This window comes from Propionivibrio dicarboxylicus, from assembly GCF_900099695.1.
In the GTDB taxonomy this organism is placed as follows: Bacteria; Pseudomonadota; Gammaproteobacteria; order Burkholderiales; family Rhodocyclaceae; genus Propionivibrio; species Propionivibrio dicarboxylicus.
In genome coordinates this window covers 157,043-173,944 of record NZ_FNCY01000007.1, presented here as the reverse complement: position 1 = coordinate 173,944, position 16,902 = coordinate 157,043, and the positions used below count along the sequence as shown (strand labels likewise).

The window sequence follows — 16,902 nt, the reverse complement described above, 5'->3', positions numbered from 1 at the left end:
CCCCCGCCGGTGCAGACCGAGCGGGGGTTTGTTTTTTGGACGCCCGATCGGAAGGAACCGGCACCCACCCTGCAAGGAGGTTGTCCATGAACCACGATCGATCCGGAGCACCCGAAGCCGCCGGAGAAACCCTGAGCGGCGCCGAAATTGTCGTGCGCCTGCTCGAACGGCAAGGCATACGCCGCGTTGCCGGCATTCCCGGCGGTGCCATCCTGCCTTTCTATGACGCGCTGTCGCAGTCGACGCGGATCGAGCACATCCTCGCCCGCCACGAGCAGGGCGGCGGTTTCATGGCCCAGGGCATGGCCCGCGTCACCGGCGAAGCGGCGGTCTGCATCGCCACTTCGGGGCCGGGCGCCGCCAACCTCCTGACGGCGGTGGCCGACGCCAAGCTCGATTCGATCCCGTTGGTGGCAATCACCGGCCAGGTCGCGAGTTCGCTGATCGGCACCGACGCCTTTCAGGAAGTCGATACCTACGGGCTGTCGATTCCGATCACCAAGCACAATTTTCTCGTCGGCTCGGCGCGCGAACTGCTCGAGGTGATCCCGAAGGCCTTCAGCCTGGCGGTGTCGGGGCGTCCTGGTCCGGTGCTCGTCGATATCCCGAAGGACGTCCAGAACGAACGCATCGTCGTCGAGTCCTGGCCGGCCCCGGGCGGGCGGCTGGCGGCCCCCGCGCCCGAGCCGGAACCGATCGCGCAGGCGGCGGCGCTGATCAACGCGGCGCGGCGGCCGGTGCTGTATCTCGGCGGCGGCGTCATCCATTCGGGCGCGTCGGCGGAGGCCCTGCGTCTCGCCGAAACGGCCCAGTTGCCGACGGTGATGACGCTGATGGCGCTCGGCGCGATGCCGGTCGATCATCCGCTCTCGCTTGGCATGCTCGGCATGCACGCGGCGCGCTGCACGAACCTGGTGCTGGAGGAGTGCGACCTGCTGATTGCCGTCGGCGCGCGTTTCGACGATCGCGCCACCGGCAAGGTCGCCGAGTTCTGCCCGGGGGCGAAGATCATCCACGTCGACATCGACCACTCCGAACTCGACAAGATCAAGACCGCGCATGTCGGTATCCGCGGTGACGTCGCCGCCGTGCTCGAACGCCTGCTGCCGCAGGTCGAAGCGGCCGAGCGCGCCGATTGGCATGCCCGCGTCGCCGAACTGAAGGCGGCGTATCCCTTGCAGATGCCGGGACTCGACGATCCGCGCTCGCCCTACGGGTTGATCCGCGCCGTCGCCGAGGCGGTCGGCGATTCGGCCACGGTGGCGACCGACGTCGGCCAGCACCAGATGTGGGTGGCGCAGGCCTACCCCTTGCGCCGTCCGCGCCAATGGCTCACCTCCGGCGGCCTCGGTACGATGGGCTTCGGCCTGCCGACGGCGATCGGTGCCGCGCTCGCCGAACCTGAACGTACCGTCGTCTGCTTCTCCGGTGACGGCAGCATCCTGATGAATATCCAGGAACTGGCGACGGCGGCCGAGGAGGGCGTCAACGTCAAGGTCGTGCTGATGAACAACGCGACGCTCGGCCTCGTCTTCCAGCAGCAGACGCTGTTCTATGGCAAGCGCATCTTCTCGTCGAAGTTCAAGGGCGTGCCGGATTTCGTCAAGGTCGCCGAGGGCTTCGGCTGGCAGACCTGCGATCTCGACCACGCCGACGATCCGGGCGCGGCGCTGCGCCAGGCGCTGGCGACGCCGGGGCCGATGCTGATCCATGTCGGCATCGATCGCCACGAACAGGTCCTGCCGATGGTTGCGCCGGGCGGCGCCAACAAGAACATGATTGGAGACTGAGCATGAATTCGATTGTCAAAGCCTGCAAGAGCGACCTCGCCCCGACGGTGCTCGAACTCGACGTCAACAACCATGCCGGGGTCATGTCGCACGTGGTCGGCCTGTTTTCGCGGCGCGCCTACAACGTCGAGGGCATCCTCTGCATGCCGGTCGGCGACGGGTCGCGCAGCCGCATTTGGCTGCTGGTCAAGGAGGACGAGCGCCTCGAACAGATGGTCCGCCAGGTCGAGAAGCTCGAAGATGTACTCGGCGTGCAACGCCATGGCGCTGCCCACGAGGTGTTCGAACGGCTCGAGGAGTTCTTCCAGTAGGCGCTGGCGGTGTTCGCAATCAGGCGCTGGATGGCGAACGCCGCTAGGCCGGGTTGATCCCGCACAGCGCCAGGATGGCGCGGATGCCGGGACTCAGGTGCTTGTCGCGGTGGATGAGCACCTGAAACTGGCGGTCGAGGTCGAGGAAATGCGTCTCGACCGGCGCCAGCCAGCCCGACTGGAAGGCATCGCGGAGTTCGAGAATCGACAGGCAGCCGAGGCCGAGACCGGCACGCACGCACTGGCGGATCGCTTCCGGCTGTTCGAGTTCGAAGGCCGCGGTGATCGGCAGCCCGGCGTTGGCGCGGGCCCGGTCGAAAACGTCGCGGGTGCCGGAACCGCGTTCGCGCAGGATCCAGATCGCCTGGCGCAGGTCGTCGTGCGTGGCAGCGCGTCCGGCGAGTGGGTGATCGGCCGCGGCAAAGACGCAGAGCCGGTCGCGTTGCCAGAAATGGCGGACGATCCGGTCGTCTTGCACCGGTCCTTCGACGAAACCGAGGTCGATGCGGAAGTGCGTGAGGTCGGCGACGACCTGTTCGGTGTTCTTCAGCGAGAGGCGAATCCGGCTTTGCGGGTGGCGCGTGCGCAGATCGGCCAGCAATCCCGGCAGCAGGTGGTTGCCGGTGGTCAGGCTGGCGCCCAGGTGCAGGTCGAAGCCGAGCGTGCCGTGGCGTGTCGCGGTCTCGATGTCGCGGACACGGTCGAGTACGTCGAGCGCGCGCGGCAGCAGCTGGCGGCCGGATTCGTTGAGGCGCAGCTGTCGCCCGATACGGTCGAAGAGCGGCGTGTCGAGTTGCTGTTCGAGTTCGGCGAGCGCCATGCTGGCGGCCGACTGGGTCATCGCGACGGTGCCGGCGGCGCGTGTGACGTGGCCGTGGCTGGCGATCGCGGTGAAAATCTCAAGTTGGCGCAGCGTGATTTTCATAAGCAGGATTGATTAAAGTAATTCAAATAATTCGTTTTACGGATTATAGGCGCGGCGCTATCGTTTGCCATCTTTCTGAATAGGCGAACGAAAATGCGCGACCCCCTGCGGATGTGGCCCGGCCTGGCGCTGGTCTCCCTGATTGCGGCGACGTCCTATGGACTGATCCGGATGACCGGGATCGGCAGCTACGGGGTCAGCGCGCTGACACTGGCGATCCTGATCGGTGCCGTGCTCGGCAATCTGAAGCCGGCGATTGCCGGCGGCCGTTGCCAGCCGGGGCTGGCGTTCGCGCAGAAGCGCCTGCTGCGTGCCGGTGTCGCGCTCTACGGCTTCAACCTGAGCGTGCAGCAGATCGCTCAGGTCGGCAGCGCCGGTATCGCCATCGACGTGGCGATGGTGGTGCTGACGCTGGCGGTCGGCTGGTGGTTCGGCCGTCATGTACTTGGCATGGACCGTGAAACGGTGCTGCTCGCCTCGGCCGGTAGCGCCATCTGCGGTGCCGCGGCAGTGATGGCGACCTTGCCGATGCTGCAGGCGCGCGATCCGCACGCAGCCGAGAAGGGCACCGTCGCCGTCGCCACGGTGGTCCTCTTCGGCACGCTGGCGATGCTGCTCTATCCTCTGATCTATGCCTGGCTCGGCGCCGGCCATTTTGACTTTGGCATATTCGTCGGCTCGACCGTGCATGAGGTGGCGCAGGTCGTCGCCATCGGCAGCACGATCGGCGGCGATGTCGCCGGCAATGCCGTCATCGCCAAGATGATCCGCGTCATGCTGCTGGTGCCCTTCCTGCTGCTGCTCGGCCTGTCGCTGCGCCGCGCCGACGGGCAGGGCCGTTCGGCGCCGCTGCCGATTCCGTGGTTCGCGCTGGTCTTCGTCGCGATGGCCGGCGTCAATTCGCTGCAGATCCTGCCGCCGGCGCTGGTCGATGCGCTGCGCCTGATCGGCATGCTGCTCCTGACGGCGGCGATGGCCTCGCTCGGCATCGACACGCGTTTGTCGCGCATGCGTCAGGCCGGGCCGCGTCCGCTGATCCTCGGCGCCGGGCTCTTCGTCCATCTGATCGTCATTGGCGGGCTGGTGAACTGGCTCGCTGCCTGAGGTCGGCGCTTTCCCCGCGGTGGTTCATCCCCTGCCGGCAGGCGGGTATCATGGCGTCTGGTTTTTCAGAGGAGAGATACGGATGCGCCTGCTGCTCGTCGAAGACGATCCGATGATCGGCGCCAGTGTGCAGGACGGCCTTCGGCAGGAAGGCCATTCGGTCGACTGGGTGCGCGACGGTGCGGCGGCGGAGGCGGCCGTGGCGCTGGGCGTGCACGAAATGATCCTGCTCGATCTCGGTCTGCCGCGGCGTTCCGGGCTGGATCTGCTCGCCAGTCTGCGCCGGCGCGGCGTTACTTTGCCGGTGCTGGTGATTACGGCACGCGATTCGGTGGCCGACCGCGTCAAGGGACTCGATGCCGGTGCCGACGATTACCTGGTCAAGCCTTTCGATCTCGACGAACTTTCGGCGCGCATCCGCGCGCTCAAGCGCCGCGAGGCCGGCCGTGCCTCGCCGCTGATCGTGCATGGCGCGCTGACGCTCGACCCGGCGACGCATGCGGTGACGCTGGATGGCCGGCCGGTGACCTTGTCCGGCCGCGAATTCGCGCTGCTCCGCGCCTTGCTCGAAAAACCCGGCGCGCCGCTTTCGCGCGCCCAACTCGAGGAGCGGCTCTACGGCTGGGATGAGGAGATCGAGAGCAATGCTGTCGAGGTCTATATCCATGCCTTGCGCCGCAAACTCGGCGCCGACTGGATCCGCAACGTGCGCGGAGTCGGCTATCTGATTCCGGAGCAGCCATGAGCTCGATCCGGCGCACTCTGCTTGCCGCGCTGCTCGGCGCCATCTGCCTGGCGATGGCCGTCGGTGCCTGGGCGACGTACCGCGCCGCCCGCCACGAAGCCGACGCCTTGTTCGACTACCATCTGCGCCAGCTGGCGCTCTCGGTGCGCGACCAGACCTTCCTCGGCTCGGCCGAATTCCTCGCCAACGACGAGAATCTGGATTATGTCATTCGGGTGTGGGACTTCACCGGGCTGACGCTGTATTCCTCGAAGCCGCACCAGGCCCTGCCGGAGATCACGCAACTCGGCTATTCGCTCGCCGATTCGCGCGAAGGCGAGTGGCGCGTTTTCGCCACGCAGTACCAGGGCATGACGATCGCCGTCGCCCAGCCGATGCGCGTGCGCGACCGCTTGGCGGCCGATGCCGCGTGGAGCACGCTCAAGCCCTTCCTGATTGTCTTGCCGGTGCTTGGCGCACTGATCTGGGGGCTGGTCGGTTTCGGTCTGCGCCCGCTGGCCCGGCTCGCCGCTTCGGTGCAGAAACGCACGCCCGAGTCGCTGGCGCCGGTGCCCGAGGTCGGGCTGCCCGAGGAACTGCGGCCGCTGGTCGCTTCGCTCAACGACCTGCTCGCCCGGCTTGACACGGCCTTTGCCGCCCAGCGGGATTTTGTCGCCGATGCGGCGCACGAATTGCGCACGCCGCTGACGGCCCTGCAGCTGCAGGCCCAGCTTGTCGAGCGGGCCGGCGATGAGGCCGCCCGTGCAGCGGCGCTCGATGCGCTCCGTCAAGGCCTCGGTCGCGCCGCGCATACCGTGCAGCAACTCCTGACCCTGGCGCGGCAGGAACCCGGTGCGGTGACGGCCCCGCTGCTGCCCGTCGAACTTGCCGCGGTGGGTCGGGCCGGCGTCGTCGAGCATGCGCCGCTGGCCGAGGCCAAGGGGGTCGATCTCGGTCTGGCGCAGGCCGATCCGGATCTCTTCGTGCGCGGCGATGCCGATGCCTTGCGCATTCTGCTGGCCAACCTGATTCGTAACGCGCTGCGCCACACGCCGTCGGGCGGGCGCATCGACGTGTCCTGTCTGCGTCTCGACGCGGCCGTCGTACTTCGCGTCGACGACAGTGGGCCGGGCATTCCGGCGTCCGAACGCGAGCGTGTGTTCGATCGTTTTTACCAGTGTCCGGTCGATGCCGTCACGGGCGACGAGACCGGTAGCGGCCTGGGTCTCGCGATTGTGCGCGCCATCGCGCAGCGGCACGGCGGCGAGATCGTGCTCGACGTCGCGCCGCTCGGCGGCCTGCGCGCGCAACTGACGCTGCCGCTCGCTTCTTCCCTTCAATCCGATAGCCATTGATGCAATGAATACAGCCTGTCCTCACTGCGCAGCCGACTTGCGTCTGCGCAAACCGGTGCGCCGGAGCGATCCCGGCGGCACGCGCCGCATCCTTGCTTGTCCGGCCTGCGGCGGTGCGTTGGCGCTGCATCCGCATCCGGCCGAGAAGTTCTTCTTTCCGGGCGTGCTGCTCGCCCTACTGGGACTCAATATTTATTCCGGGTTTTCCGGAATCAAGATTTCACCGACCGGCGCGGTCCTCATGCTGGCGCTGATCTTCGCCGCGGCCTTCGCCGTTCGCCGTCTGCTCGTGCCGAAGGACTGGCGGCGCTACGTCGCCGATCGGTCGTCCAAGGACTGACGCCTGTATCGACAGGCACCGCGTTTGCGGCGATTATGCACGGCGTGATCGACGGCAGGATGAAACGGGCATGAACGGGAAGATTCTGGATTTTCGCAGCGACACGGTGACGCAGCCGACCGACGCGATGCGGGCGGCGATGGCAGCGGCCGTCGTCGGCGACGACATCATGGGCGAGGACCCGACGGTCGCGCGCCTTGAAGCGCTGGCGGCGGCGCGCTTCGGCAAGGAGGCGGCGCTTTTCCTGATTTCGGGGACGATGGCCAACCAGGTGGCGGTGATGGCGCTGACGCAGCTTGGCGACGAGATCATCGTCGGCGAGGAATCGCACCTCTTCAATCTCGAAGCCGGCGGCATTGCCGGCCTCTCGGGCGTGCAGGCGCGACCGCTGCGCAGCGAGGCCGGGCGCTTCGACGCCGGCGCGGTGCGCCGGGCGATCCGGCCGCGCGGCGTGCAGTCGCCGCTGAGTCGGCTGCTCTGCCTCGAAAATACCTACGACCTCCACCGCGGCATCCCGCTGCCGGCCGACTACCTGCAGGCAATGGCCGATTTGGCGCATGAGCGCGATCTCCGGGTCTATCTCGACGGTGCGCGCATTTTCAACGCGGCGGTCAGCCAGAACACCACGGTCGCCGCCTTGTGTGCACCGATCGATGCGCTGCAATGCTGTCTGTGCAAGGGATTGGCGGCGCCGGTGGGCGCCATGCTGATCGGGTCGCGGGCCTTCATTGATCGGGCCCGCTGGGTGCGCCAGCGGCTCGGTGGCGGCATGCGCCAGGCCGGCCACATGGCCGCGGCCGGAATCGTCGCGCTTGAAACGATGAGCCTGCGCCTCGGCGAGGACCACGACAACGCGCGCCATCTCGCCGAAGGGCTGGCCGGCATCGATGCGCGTCTCGTCGACCCGTCGCTGCCGCGGACCAATGTCGTCCAGATCGATTTCGGCGCCAGCGGACGCGACGCGACACCGATCGTCGCGGCGCTCCAGGCGCGACAGATCCGGATTCGCCAGATCGATGCGGCGCGCTGCCGGATGGTGACGCACTGGGGTATCGATCGTGACGCCGTCGACACGGCGCTGGCGGCGTTGCGCGAGATTCTCTGTTGAATTGTCGTCAGCGCAGGGTTTTTTAAGTTTGTTTTAAGCTTCGCCGTCGTACGCTTTCTGCCATCGCGGGAGATTTGCCCGCAGTCGATGAAACAGGAGGTGTGTGATGGTATTGAGAACCTTGAAGAGAAGCGTCATTGCCGCGGTGCTGACGTCATTGGCGCTGGCCTCGTATTCGCTGATCGGCGGGCGTTCGTTCGGCGACGCCCATGCCGCATCGACGGCCGCCGTGCCGGCAACAGCGCCAGCGCCGGTCGTGGCGACGCCGCTGCCCGATATGAGCGCGATCGTCGCGCGCAACGGCGCCGCCGTCGTCAATATCAGCATGTCCGGCAAAACCAAGAGTGGCGGCGACGCCGGTTTCTCCGGCGTCGATCCGAACGATCCGTTCTATGAATTCTTCCGTCATTTCCGCATTCCGCAGCAACGCGGCGAGCAGCGCGTCCGCGGCCAGGGGTCGGGCTTCATCATCCGCGAGGACGGGCTTGTCCTGACCAATGCGCACGTCATCGATGGCGCCGACGAGGTGATCGTCAAGCTGACCGACAAGCGCGAGTTCAAGGCCAAGGTGCTCGGTGCCGACAAGGCGACCGATGTGGCCGTGCTGCGCATCGACGGCAAGAACCTGCCGACCGTGAAGATCGGCAACTCGGCAGCGACGCGCGTCGGCGAGTGGGTGCTGGCGATCGGTTCGCCCTTCGGCTTCGAGAACAGCGCCACGGCCGGCATCATCTCGGCCAAGTCGCGCTCGCTGCCGGACGACAGCTATGTCCCTTTCATCCAGACCGACGTGGCGGTCAATCCGGGCAATTCGGGCGGGCCGTTGTTCAACATGGCTGGCGAGGTGGTCGGCATCAACTCGCAGATCTATAGCCGCACCGGCGGATATCAGGGATTGTCGTTCGCGATCCCGATCGATGTCGCGATGAGCGTTCAGGATCAGATCGTCAAGCACGGCAAGGTGCAACGCGGCCGTCTTGGCATCACCATCCAGGAAGTCAACCAGTCGCTCGCCGATTCTTTCGGGCTCAGCAAGCCGACCGGTGCGCTCGTCAGTTCGGTCGAGGGCGGCAGTCCGGCGGCCAAGGCCGGATTGGAACCGGGTGACGTGATCCTGTCGCTCAACGGCAAGGAAGTGAGTTCGTCGAGCGAACTGCCGCCGTTGGTCGCCGCCATCCGTCCGGGCGATGGTGCCAAGCTGCAGGTCTGGCGCAAGGGCGCCTCGCGCGAGATCGAGGTCAAGGTCGGTTCGCAGAAAGAGGAAAAGCTCGCCAGCGGCGAAAGCAAGGAATCGGCCGCGACTGGTCGGCTCGGGCTGGCGGTGCGTTCGCTGACGGCCGAAGAACGCCGGCAGAACGATGGCAAGGCCGGGCTGCGTGTCGAGAATGCCAGCGGTGCGGCGGCGCGTGCCGGTATCCGTCCGGGCGATGTCGTGCTTGCAGTCAATGGCGAGCCGGTGACGACGCCTGAGCAACTCAAGGCCATCGTCGGCAAGGCTGGCAAGCGTGTTGCGCTGCTGATTCAGCGCGACGAGGCCCGGCTGTTCGTGCCGGTCGATCTCAACTGATCCGTTTTTGGTGATTGTCAGGCGTTGCCGGCCCGGAATTTTCGGGCCGGCTGTTTAGAGCCTATTTCGGTAGGGCTCGCGGGCCGCCGGCGCGGCCCACGATCCCTGCCGAAATGGGCTCTTAATGCCTCAGCGTCGGCCGCCCTTCGATCCGCCTTTGTCCCAGTTGAAGCGAACCGTGCGCTGCCAGCGTTCCGCGCCGGTGTTGGTCGTCGATGCTCGCGGCGGTAGCGAGGGTGCCGGCGGCGACTTGGCGCGGCCTGCAGGTGGTTTTGGCGGGGTGCGGCGCATGGCGGGGCGGGGCTGTGGGTGGCAAAGGATGCTAGACTTTCGGGGAATTCTAACGCAGGCAGGAAAACCATGTCCGGCAATACTTTTGGCACCTTGTTTACCGTCACTTCCTTCGGCGAGTCGCACGGCGCGGCGATCGGCTGCGTCGTCGATGGCTGTCCGCCGGGCCTCGAACTCTGCGAGGCCGACATCCAGGCCGAGCTCGACCGGCGCAAGCCCGGCACCTCACGGCATGTGACGCAACGGCGCGAACCGGATACTGTCGAGATTCTCTCCGGCGTCTTCGAGGGCAAGACGACGGGAACGCCGATCGCGCTGCTGATTCGCAATCAGGACCAGCGCAGCAAGGATTACGGCAACATTGCCGAGACGTTCCGGCCCGGTCATGCCGACTATGCCTATACCCAGAAATACGGCTTCCGCGACTATCGCGGCGGCGGCCGTTCGTCGGCGCGCGAGACGGCGGTGCGTGTCGCTGCCGGCGCGATTGCGCGCAAGTGGCTGAAAGCCCGTTACGGCGTGACCATTCGCGGCTGGATGAGCCAGCTCGGCCCGATCGAGATTCCTTTCGTCGATGCGGCAGAGATCGACGCCAACCCGTTCTTCGCGCCGAATGCGGCGATCGTGCCGCAGCTCGAGGCCTACATGGATGAATTGCGCAAGTCGGGCGATTCGATCGGTGCGCGCATCAGCGTTTGCGCCAGCGGTATGCCGCCGGGTTGGGGCGAGCCGGTGTTCGATCGCCTCGATGCCGATATCGCCTATGCCATGATGGGCATCAACGCCGTCAAGGGCGTCGAGATCGGCGCCGGCTTCGCGTCGATCACCCAGAAAGGCACCGAGCACGGCGACGAGATGACGCCCGAAGGTTTCCTCTCGAACAATGCCGGCGGCGTGCTCGGCGGCATTTCGACCGGTCAGGATGTGCTCGTGCAGATGGCGATCAAGCCGACGTCGAGCATCCGTCTGCCGCGCCGGTCGATCGACCGCAGCGGCGCGCCGGTGACGGTCGAGACGCACGGACGGCACGATCCCTGCGTCGGCATCCGCGCGACGCCGATCGCCGAAGCCATGCTGGCGCTGGTGCTGATCGACCATGCCCTGCGGCATCGCGGCCAGTGTGCCGATGTCGATTGCCAAACGCCGCGCATTGGGGGCACAATGAATTGACGCCGCGTCTATGACGTTCGGTTTCGTCGAAGGGTTTCCGACTTGGGTTTCTTGATGGAGGGCTCCAAAAATGCACGTCGATCACCACGATCTTCAGCACGAATTCCCGGAAATGCAGGATGCCATTGTGGCGTTGCGACACTCGAACCCGATGTTCGAGCGGCTGTACGCGACGTACAACCGGCTGACCGGCAAGGTTGAAGATCTCGAAGAGCATGACATGCCGGTCGATGATTTCACGATCGAAGACATGAAGAAGCACCGCGTCAAACTGAAAGACGACCTCTACCACCTGATACTGGCCTACCGCGCCGGCCAGCGTAATCCGAAGTCCTGATATTTCCCGATCCCGCTGTCGGGATTGCCGACCCGGATAGGGGGCAATCCCGAACGGCTGCATCCGGTAGAATGTCCGGATGCAAGCGCAAGCGTTTCCCTACTGGCGGATCTCCGCCTACTACTTCTTCTATTTCGCCTTTGTCGGCGGGTTCTCGCCGTATTTCGGGCTGTACCTCCAATCCCTCTCGTTCTCGGCCTGGGACATCGGCGTCCTGATGTCGCTGATGCAGTTGATGCGGCTTTTCGGCCCGTATCTTTGGGGAACGCTGGCCGACCGTCTCAACGAACGCCTGCGCATCGTGCGCATCACCAGCGCCCTGACGCTGGTCGCGTTCAGCCTGTTTTTCTTCGTTAACAGTTTCGCCGCCGTGTTTGCCGTGCTGGCCGTGCTGTCTGTTTTCTGGGTCGCCTCGCTGCCGCTCGTCGAGACGCTGACTTTCGACCATCTGCGCGGCAATCCCGGCCGCTACAGCCGTATCCGTATCTGGGGCTCGGTCGGCTTCATCGTTGTCGTGCTCATCGTCGGCGGCTTGCTCGACCGCTTCGGTTTGCGGCTCCTGCTCTGGGTCGATGTGCTGCTGCTCGTCGGCATCGTGCTGAGCACGCTGGTCGTGCCCGAGGCGCGCCATGTGCCGGAATGCGCCGAACAACCGCCGATCGGGAAGATTCTCGCCCAGCCGCGTGTGCGCGGCCTGCTGGTCGCCTGTTTCGCCATGACCGCGGCGCACGGGGCGTTCAACATCTTCTATTCGATCTTCCTGACCGAGCACGGCCACAGCAAGTCGGTGACCGGCGCTTTGTGGACGCTCGGCGTGCTCGCCGAGATCGTCGTCTTCTACTACATGACAACGCTCCTGCCGCGCTTCGGCTTGCGTCGCTTGCTTCTGGCGAGCTTCGCCGCCGCCGTCGTGCGTTTCGCCGCGATCGGTGTCGGCGGCGATTCGCTGGCGGTGCTGATTCCGATGCAACTGATGCACGGCCTGACCTTCGGCGCCTTCCACGCGGTGGCGATCGCGGCGATCAATCGCTGGTTTGCCGGCAGCACGCGTGCCCGTGGCCAGGCGCTGTATTCGAGCGTCAGTTTCGGTGCCGGCGGCCTTGTCGGCGGTCTGGCGAGCGGCTGGGCCTGGGATGCGCTCGGCGGCGCGGCAGCCTTCGTGCTGAGTTCGCTCTATGCGCTGATCGGTCTCGTGATCGTCGCACTGACGCTGCGCGACGACGAGGAAATGCCGGCGGCGGAAGCGCCGACAGAGGCTGCAGAACCGCTCGAGGGATGAGTGGCGAAGCTTGACCTGTATGGCAGTGGGCTGACAGGTCCGGGGTCCCGTGCCATAATCGAAGGTTCGTGTGGCCGATTCCGGCCCGACTTTAGCGGATAGTCGAAAGATGGCGAACAACTTATACGAGAAACTCTGGCAGAGCCACGTCGTGCATGAGGAGTCCGACGGCACGGCGCTGATCTATATCGACCGTCACCTGGTCCATGAAGTGACCAGCCCGCAGGCCTTCGAAGGCCTCAAGCTGGCGGGACGCAAGCCCTGGCGGGTATCGTCGATCGTCGCCACGGCCGATCACAACACGCCGACGAATCATTGGGATCGCGGCATCGAGGATCCGGTCTCGCGCCTGCAGGTCGAGACGCTCGACGCCAATATCCGCGAGACCGGCGCGCTCGCCTATTTCCCGTTCAAGGACCGCCGTCAGGGCGTGATCCACGTGATCGGCCCGGAAAACGGCGCGACGCTGCCAGGCATGACGGTCGTCTGCGGCGACTCGCACACCAGCACGCACGGCGCTTTCGGCTGCATGGCGCTCGGCATCGGTACCTCCGAGGTCGAACACGTGATGGCGACGCAGTGCTTGCTGCAGAAGAAATCGAAGACCTTGCTGGTCCGCGTCGACGGCGCGCTTGGCAAGGGCGTCTCGGCCAAGGACATCGCGCTGGCGGTGATCGGCCGTATCGGTACCGCCGGCGGTACCGGTTATGCGATCGAATTTGGCGGCAGCGCCATCCGAGCGCTGTCGATGGAAGGGCGGATGACGCTCTGCAACATGGCGATCGAGGCAGGCGCGCGCATGGGCTTCGTCGCCGTCGATGACGTCACCATCAATTATCTCAAGGGCCGGCCGTTCGCGCCGACCGGCGCGCAATGGGATGCCGCCGTCGCCTACTGGCGCACGCTGCACAGCGACGAAGGCGCGCGTTTCGACCGCGTCGTCGAATTGCGCGGTGCTGACATCCGGCCGCAGGTGACCTGGGGTACCTCACCCGAAATGGTCGTCTCGATCAACGACACGGTGCCCGATCCGGCCAAGGAAAGCGATCCGGTGCGGCGCGAAGCGATCGAGCGCGCGCTGCAGTATATGGGGCTCAATCCCAACATGCCGATCAGCAGCATCAAGGTCGACAAGATCTTCATCGGTTCCTGCACCAACTCGCGCATCGAGGACCTGCGCGCCGCCGCCACTGTGCTCAAGGGCCGGCGCATCGCTGCCAACGTCAAGCTGGCGCTGGCGGTGCCGGGCTCGGGCCTGGTCAAGGAACAGGCCGAGCGCGAAGGTCTCGACCGGATCTTCATCGATGCCGGTTTTGAGTGGCGCATGCCCGGCTGCTCGATGTGCCTGGCCATGAACGCCGATCGTCTGGAGCCGGGCGAACGCTGCGCGTCAACCTCGAACCGCAACTTCGAGGGACGCCAGGGCGCCGGCAGCCGGACCCATCTCGTCAGCCCTGCGATGGCAGCCGCGGCCGCGGTTGCCGGTCATTTCGCGGATGTCCGCGAGTTACTTTGAGGAGCCCTCTCATGAAAACACTGCTTTCGGTGCTGTTGCTGTGCGTCTCGCTGTTCTCCCTGTCCGCCTGCAATACGGTCCAGGGTATCGGCAAGGACCTCGAGCGTGGCGGTCAGGCAATCGAGAAGGCCGCCCGATAGGGCGCCGGTCAAGGAAAATCATGGAAAAATTCAATCGCCTGGAGGGGCTGGTCGCCCCGCTGGATCGCGTCAATGTCGATACCGACGCGATCATTCCGAAGCAATTCCTGAAGTCGATCAAGCGCTCGGGCTTCGGTCCCAACCTGTTCGATGAATGGCGTTACATGGACGTCGGACAGCCGGGCCAGGACTGCAGCGCGCGGCCGAAGAACCCGAATTTCGTGCTCAACCAGGAGCGCTATCGCGGCGCCAGCATCCTGCTGTCGCGCAAAAACTTCGGTTGCGGCAGTTCGCGCGAACACGCACCCTGGGCGCTGCTCGACTATGGTTTTCGTGTCATCCTGGCCGAGAGCTTCGCCGACATCTTCTTCAGCAACTGTTTCAAGAATGGCGTCTTGCCGATCGTGCTGCCGGCTAACGAGATCGAGGCGCTGTTCCAACTCGTCAACGTCACGCCGGGCTTCAAGCTCACGGTCGATCTGTCGGCGCAGACGGTGGTCTGTCCGGACGGCCACACGATTCCGTTCGCGGTCGATCCCTTCCGCAAGGAATGCCTGATCAATGGCTGGGACGACATCGGCCTGACGCTGCGGCATGCCGACAAGATCGGCGAATACGAGGAACGGCGCCGCGCCGAACAGCCGTGGCTGTTTGCCTGACGCATCCAATTTAGGACTGAAGGAGAGATTCGCGTGAAGATTTGCGTATTGCCGGGCGACGGCATCGGGGTTGAAATTACGGCCGAGGCCGTGCGGGTGCTCAAAGCGCTGGGCCTGAAAATGGAAATGGAACAGGCATTGCTCGGCGGCTGCGCCGTCGATGCGACCGGCAATCCGTATCCGGAAGCGACGCAGAAACTGGCGCAGGCAGCCGACGCGATCCTGCTCGGCGCCGTCGGCGGTCCCAAGTGGGATGCGCTGCCGCGCGAACAGCGGCCCGAGCGCGGGCTGCTCGGCATCCGCAAGCAGCTCAACCTGTTCGCCAACCTGCGGCCGGCGGTGCTCTATCCCGAACTCGCCAACGCTTCGACGCTGAAGCCCGAGGTGGTGTCCGGGCTCGACATCCTGATCGTGCGCGAACTGACCGGCGACATCTACTTCGGCCAGCCGCGTGGCATCGAGACGCGCACCATTGATGGCGTCGCCCAGCGCTATGGCTACAACACCATGCACTACAGCGAAAGCGAGATCCGCCGCATCGGCCGTGTCGCCTTCGAGGCGGCGCGCAAGCGCAATCGCAAGGTCTGCTCGATCGACAAGATGAATGTGCTCGAAACGACGCAGCTCTGGCGCGACGTCATGAACGAGCTGGCGCCCGAGTATCCGGACGTCGAACTCACCCACATGCTCGTCGACAACGCCGCCATGCAGCTTGTGCGCGCGCCGAAGCAGTTCGACGTGATGGTCACCGGCAACATGTTCGGCGACATCCTGTCGGACGAGGCGTCGATGCTGACCGGCTCGATCGGCATGCTGCCGTCGGCCTCGCTCGACGAACACAACAAGGGCATGTACGAGCCGTGCCACGGCTCGGCGCCCGACATCGCCGGCAAGGGCGTGGCCAATCCGCTGGCGACGATCCTCTCGGCGGCGATGATGCTGCGCTACTCGTTTGCGCTCGAAGAGCCGGCACAAAAGATCGAAACGGCGGTCAAAAAGGTTCTGGCCCAAGGCTATCGTACCGGCGACATCTACGAAGCCGGGACGATCCGGGTCGGTACGAAGGAAATGGGTGACGCCGTCCTGGCGGCGTTATAAGGTAGGATGGTGCGGTTTATTGTCAACTGAGAGGCGAATGTGATGAAGAAAGTAGGTCTGGTGGGCTGGCGCGGCATGGTGGGTTCGGTACTCATGCAGCGCATGGTGGAAGAGGGCGATTTCGCCCATATCGATCCGGTGTTCTTTTCGACGTCGTCGGTCGGCGGCAAAGCCCCGACGTTCGGCGGTAAAGACGGCGGCACGTTGCAGGACGCTTCCTCCATTGACACGCTCAAACAGATGGACATCATCGTCACGTGCCAGGGCGGCGACTACACCAAGGAAATCTTTCCGAAGCTGCGCGCTGCCGGCTGGAACGGCCACTGGGTCGACGCCGCCTCGACGCTGCGCATGGACAAGGACGCGGTCATCGTTCTCGATCCGGTGAACCTGCACGTCATCAAGGACGCGCTGGCCAAGGGCGGCAAGAACTGGATCGGCGGCAACTGCACGGTCTCGCTGATGCTGATGGGCCTCGGCGGGCTGTTCCGCGCCGGGCTGGTCGAGTGGGTCTCGGCGATGACTTACCAGGCCGCCTCGGGCGCCGGCGCGCAGAACATGCGCGAACTGCTCGAACAGATGGGCGCGCTCTACGGTGCGGTCAAGGCCGAACTCGCCGATCCCGCGTCGGCGATTCTCGACATCGACCGCAAGGTGGCCGAGACGATGCGCGCATCGTCGTTCCCGACCAAGAATTTCCGCAACACCGCGCTGGCCGGCAGCCTGATCCCGTGGATCGACGTGCCCTATGAACACGGCCAGTCGAAAGAGGAATGGAAGGGTGGCGCCGAATGCAACAAGATCCTCGGCCTGCCGCCGTTCCGTTCGCCGGGCAGCATTCCGGTCGATGGCCTGTGCGTGCGGATCGGTGCGATGCGTTGCCACTCGCAGGGTCTGACGATCAAGCTCAAGAAGGATGCGCCGCTCGACGAGATCGCCGATCTCATCGCGCAGGGCAATCCCTGGGCGAAAGTGGTGCCGAACGAGCGCGAACTCAGCGAGCGCGAGCTCACGCCGGCCGCTGTCACCGGTACGCTGACCGTGCCGGTCGGTCGTCTGCACAAGCTGGCGATGGGCCCGGACTATCTCGGCGCGTTCACGGTGGGCGACCAGCTGCTTTGGGGCGCGGCCGAACCGCTGCGCCGGATGCTCGGTATCCTGCTCGACGCCTGAGGCGCGCGAGAAAAA

At 65.5% G+C, this 16,902-nt stretch carries 17 protein-coding genes; 16 read left to right on the top strand and 1 reads right to left on the bottom strand.

Annotation, left to right across the window (positions count from 1 at the left end; genetic code table 11):
* The first annotated feature begins 86 nt into the window (after positions 1-86).
* Together ilvB and ilvN are read left to right on the top strand one after the other, a co-directional pair.
* A complete protein-coding gene (ilvB, locus tag BLR25_RS10365) occupies positions 87-1,790 on the top strand; it encodes an acetolactate synthase large subunit (RefSeq protein ID WP_091937284.1) in 1,704 nt (567 codons plus the stop codon).
* A 2-nt stretch (positions 1,791-1,792) separates the two neighbouring features.
* Positions 1,793-2,101, top strand: coding sequence for an acetolactate synthase small subunit (gene ilvN, locus BLR25_RS10360; RefSeq protein ID WP_091937282.1), 309 nt, complete (start codon positions 1,793-1,795; stop codon positions 2,099-2,101).
* Positions 2,102-2,144: 43 nt separating this feature from the next.
* Here ilvN and BLR25_RS10355 read toward each other — a convergent pair whose 3' ends face one another.
* On the bottom strand, positions 2,145-3,026 hold the full coding sequence (locus BLR25_RS10355) for a LysR substrate-binding domain-containing protein (protein ID WP_091937280.1): 882 nt from the start codon (positions 3,024-3,026) through the stop codon (positions 2,145-2,147).
* Positions 3,027-3,119: 93 nt separating this feature from the next.
* On the opposite strand from BLR25_RS10355, the gene BLR25_RS10350 reads away from it, so the two are divergent.
* The 14 genes from BLR25_RS10350 (at position 3,120) to asd (ending at position 16,887) form a co-directional block, all read left to right on the top strand.
* Positions 3,120-4,130, top strand: coding sequence for a YeiH family protein (locus BLR25_RS10350; RefSeq protein ID WP_218122697.1), 1,011 nt, complete (start codon positions 3,120-3,122; stop codon positions 4,128-4,130).
* Between the two features lie 82 nt (positions 4,131-4,212).
* Positions 4,213-4,875 carry a response regulator gene (locus tag BLR25_RS10345; protein ID WP_091937278.1) on the top strand — a complete coding sequence of 221 codons (663 nt, stop codon included), beginning with the start codon at positions 4,213-4,215 and terminating at the stop codon, positions 4,873-4,875.
* On the top strand, positions 4,872-6,209 hold the full coding sequence (locus BLR25_RS10340; protein ID WP_091937276.1) for an ATP-binding protein: 1,338 nt from the start codon (positions 4,872-4,874) through the stop codon (positions 6,207-6,209). Before BLR25_RS10345 ends, BLR25_RS10340 begins: the two co-directional genes overlap by 4 nt.
* Before the next feature lie 37 nt (positions 6,210-6,246).
* A complete protein-coding gene (locus tag BLR25_RS10335; protein WP_143009824.1) occupies positions 6,247-6,549 on the top strand; it encodes a hypothetical protein in 303 nt (100 codons plus the stop codon).
* A 70-nt stretch (positions 6,550-6,619) separates the two neighbouring features.
* Positions 6,620-7,657 (top strand): threonine aldolase family protein, encoded by a 1,038-nt coding sequence (locus BLR25_RS10330; protein WP_091937273.1) that lies wholly within the window; start codon positions 6,620-6,622, stop codon positions 7,655-7,657.
* Positions 7,658-7,763: 106 nt separating this feature from the next.
* The gene (locus BLR25_RS10325; protein WP_091937271.1) at positions 7,764-9,224 is read left to right on the top strand and encodes a DegQ family serine endoprotease; all 1,461 of its coding nucleotides are present in this window, start codon (positions 7,764-7,766) and stop codon (positions 9,222-9,224) included.
* 360 nt (positions 9,225-9,584) lie between these two features.
* Positions 9,585-10,685: a chorismate synthase gene (gene aroC / locus BLR25_RS10320; protein ID WP_091937269.1), complete on the top strand. Its 1,101-nt coding sequence runs from the start codon at positions 9,585-9,587 to the stop codon at positions 10,683-10,685.
* A 70-nt stretch (positions 10,686-10,755) separates the two neighbouring features.
* A complete protein-coding gene (locus BLR25_RS10315) occupies positions 10,756-11,022 on the top strand; it encodes an HP1242/YdcH family protein (protein ID WP_091937268.1) in 267 nt (88 codons plus the stop codon).
* Between the two features lie 79 nt (positions 11,023-11,101).
* A complete protein-coding gene (locus tag BLR25_RS10310; protein ID WP_091937266.1) occupies positions 11,102-12,301 on the top strand; it encodes an MFS transporter in 1,200 nt (399 codons plus the stop codon).
* A 109-nt stretch (positions 12,302-12,410) separates the two neighbouring features.
* The gene (leuC, locus tag BLR25_RS10305; protein ID WP_091937264.1) at positions 12,411-13,817 is read left to right on the top strand and encodes a 3-isopropylmalate dehydratase large subunit; all 1,407 of its coding nucleotides are present in this window, start codon (positions 12,411-12,413) and stop codon (positions 13,815-13,817) included.
* Positions 13,818-13,828: 11 nt separating this feature from the next.
* Positions 13,829-13,957, top strand: a complete 129-nt coding sequence (locus tag BLR25_RS10300) for an entericidin A/B family lipoprotein (RefSeq protein ID WP_091937262.1) — start codon at positions 13,829-13,831, stop codon at positions 13,955-13,957.
* Between the two features lie 20 nt (positions 13,958-13,977).
* Positions 13,978-14,616 (top strand): 3-isopropylmalate dehydratase small subunit, encoded by a 639-nt coding sequence (gene leuD / locus BLR25_RS10295; protein ID WP_091937260.1) that lies wholly within the window; start codon positions 13,978-13,980, stop codon positions 14,614-14,616.
* A 33-nt stretch (positions 14,617-14,649) separates the two neighbouring features.
* The gene (gene leuB / locus BLR25_RS10290) at positions 14,650-15,714 is read left to right on the top strand and encodes a 3-isopropylmalate dehydrogenase (protein WP_091937258.1); all 1,065 of its coding nucleotides are present in this window, start codon (positions 14,650-14,652) and stop codon (positions 15,712-15,714) included.
* 42 nt (positions 15,715-15,756) lie between these two features.
* Positions 15,757-16,887: an aspartate-semialdehyde dehydrogenase gene (gene asd / locus BLR25_RS10285; RefSeq protein ID WP_091937256.1), complete on the top strand. Its 1,131-nt coding sequence runs from the start codon at positions 15,757-15,759 to the stop codon at positions 16,885-16,887.
* The last annotated feature ends 15 nt before the right edge of the window (positions 16,888-16,902 follow it).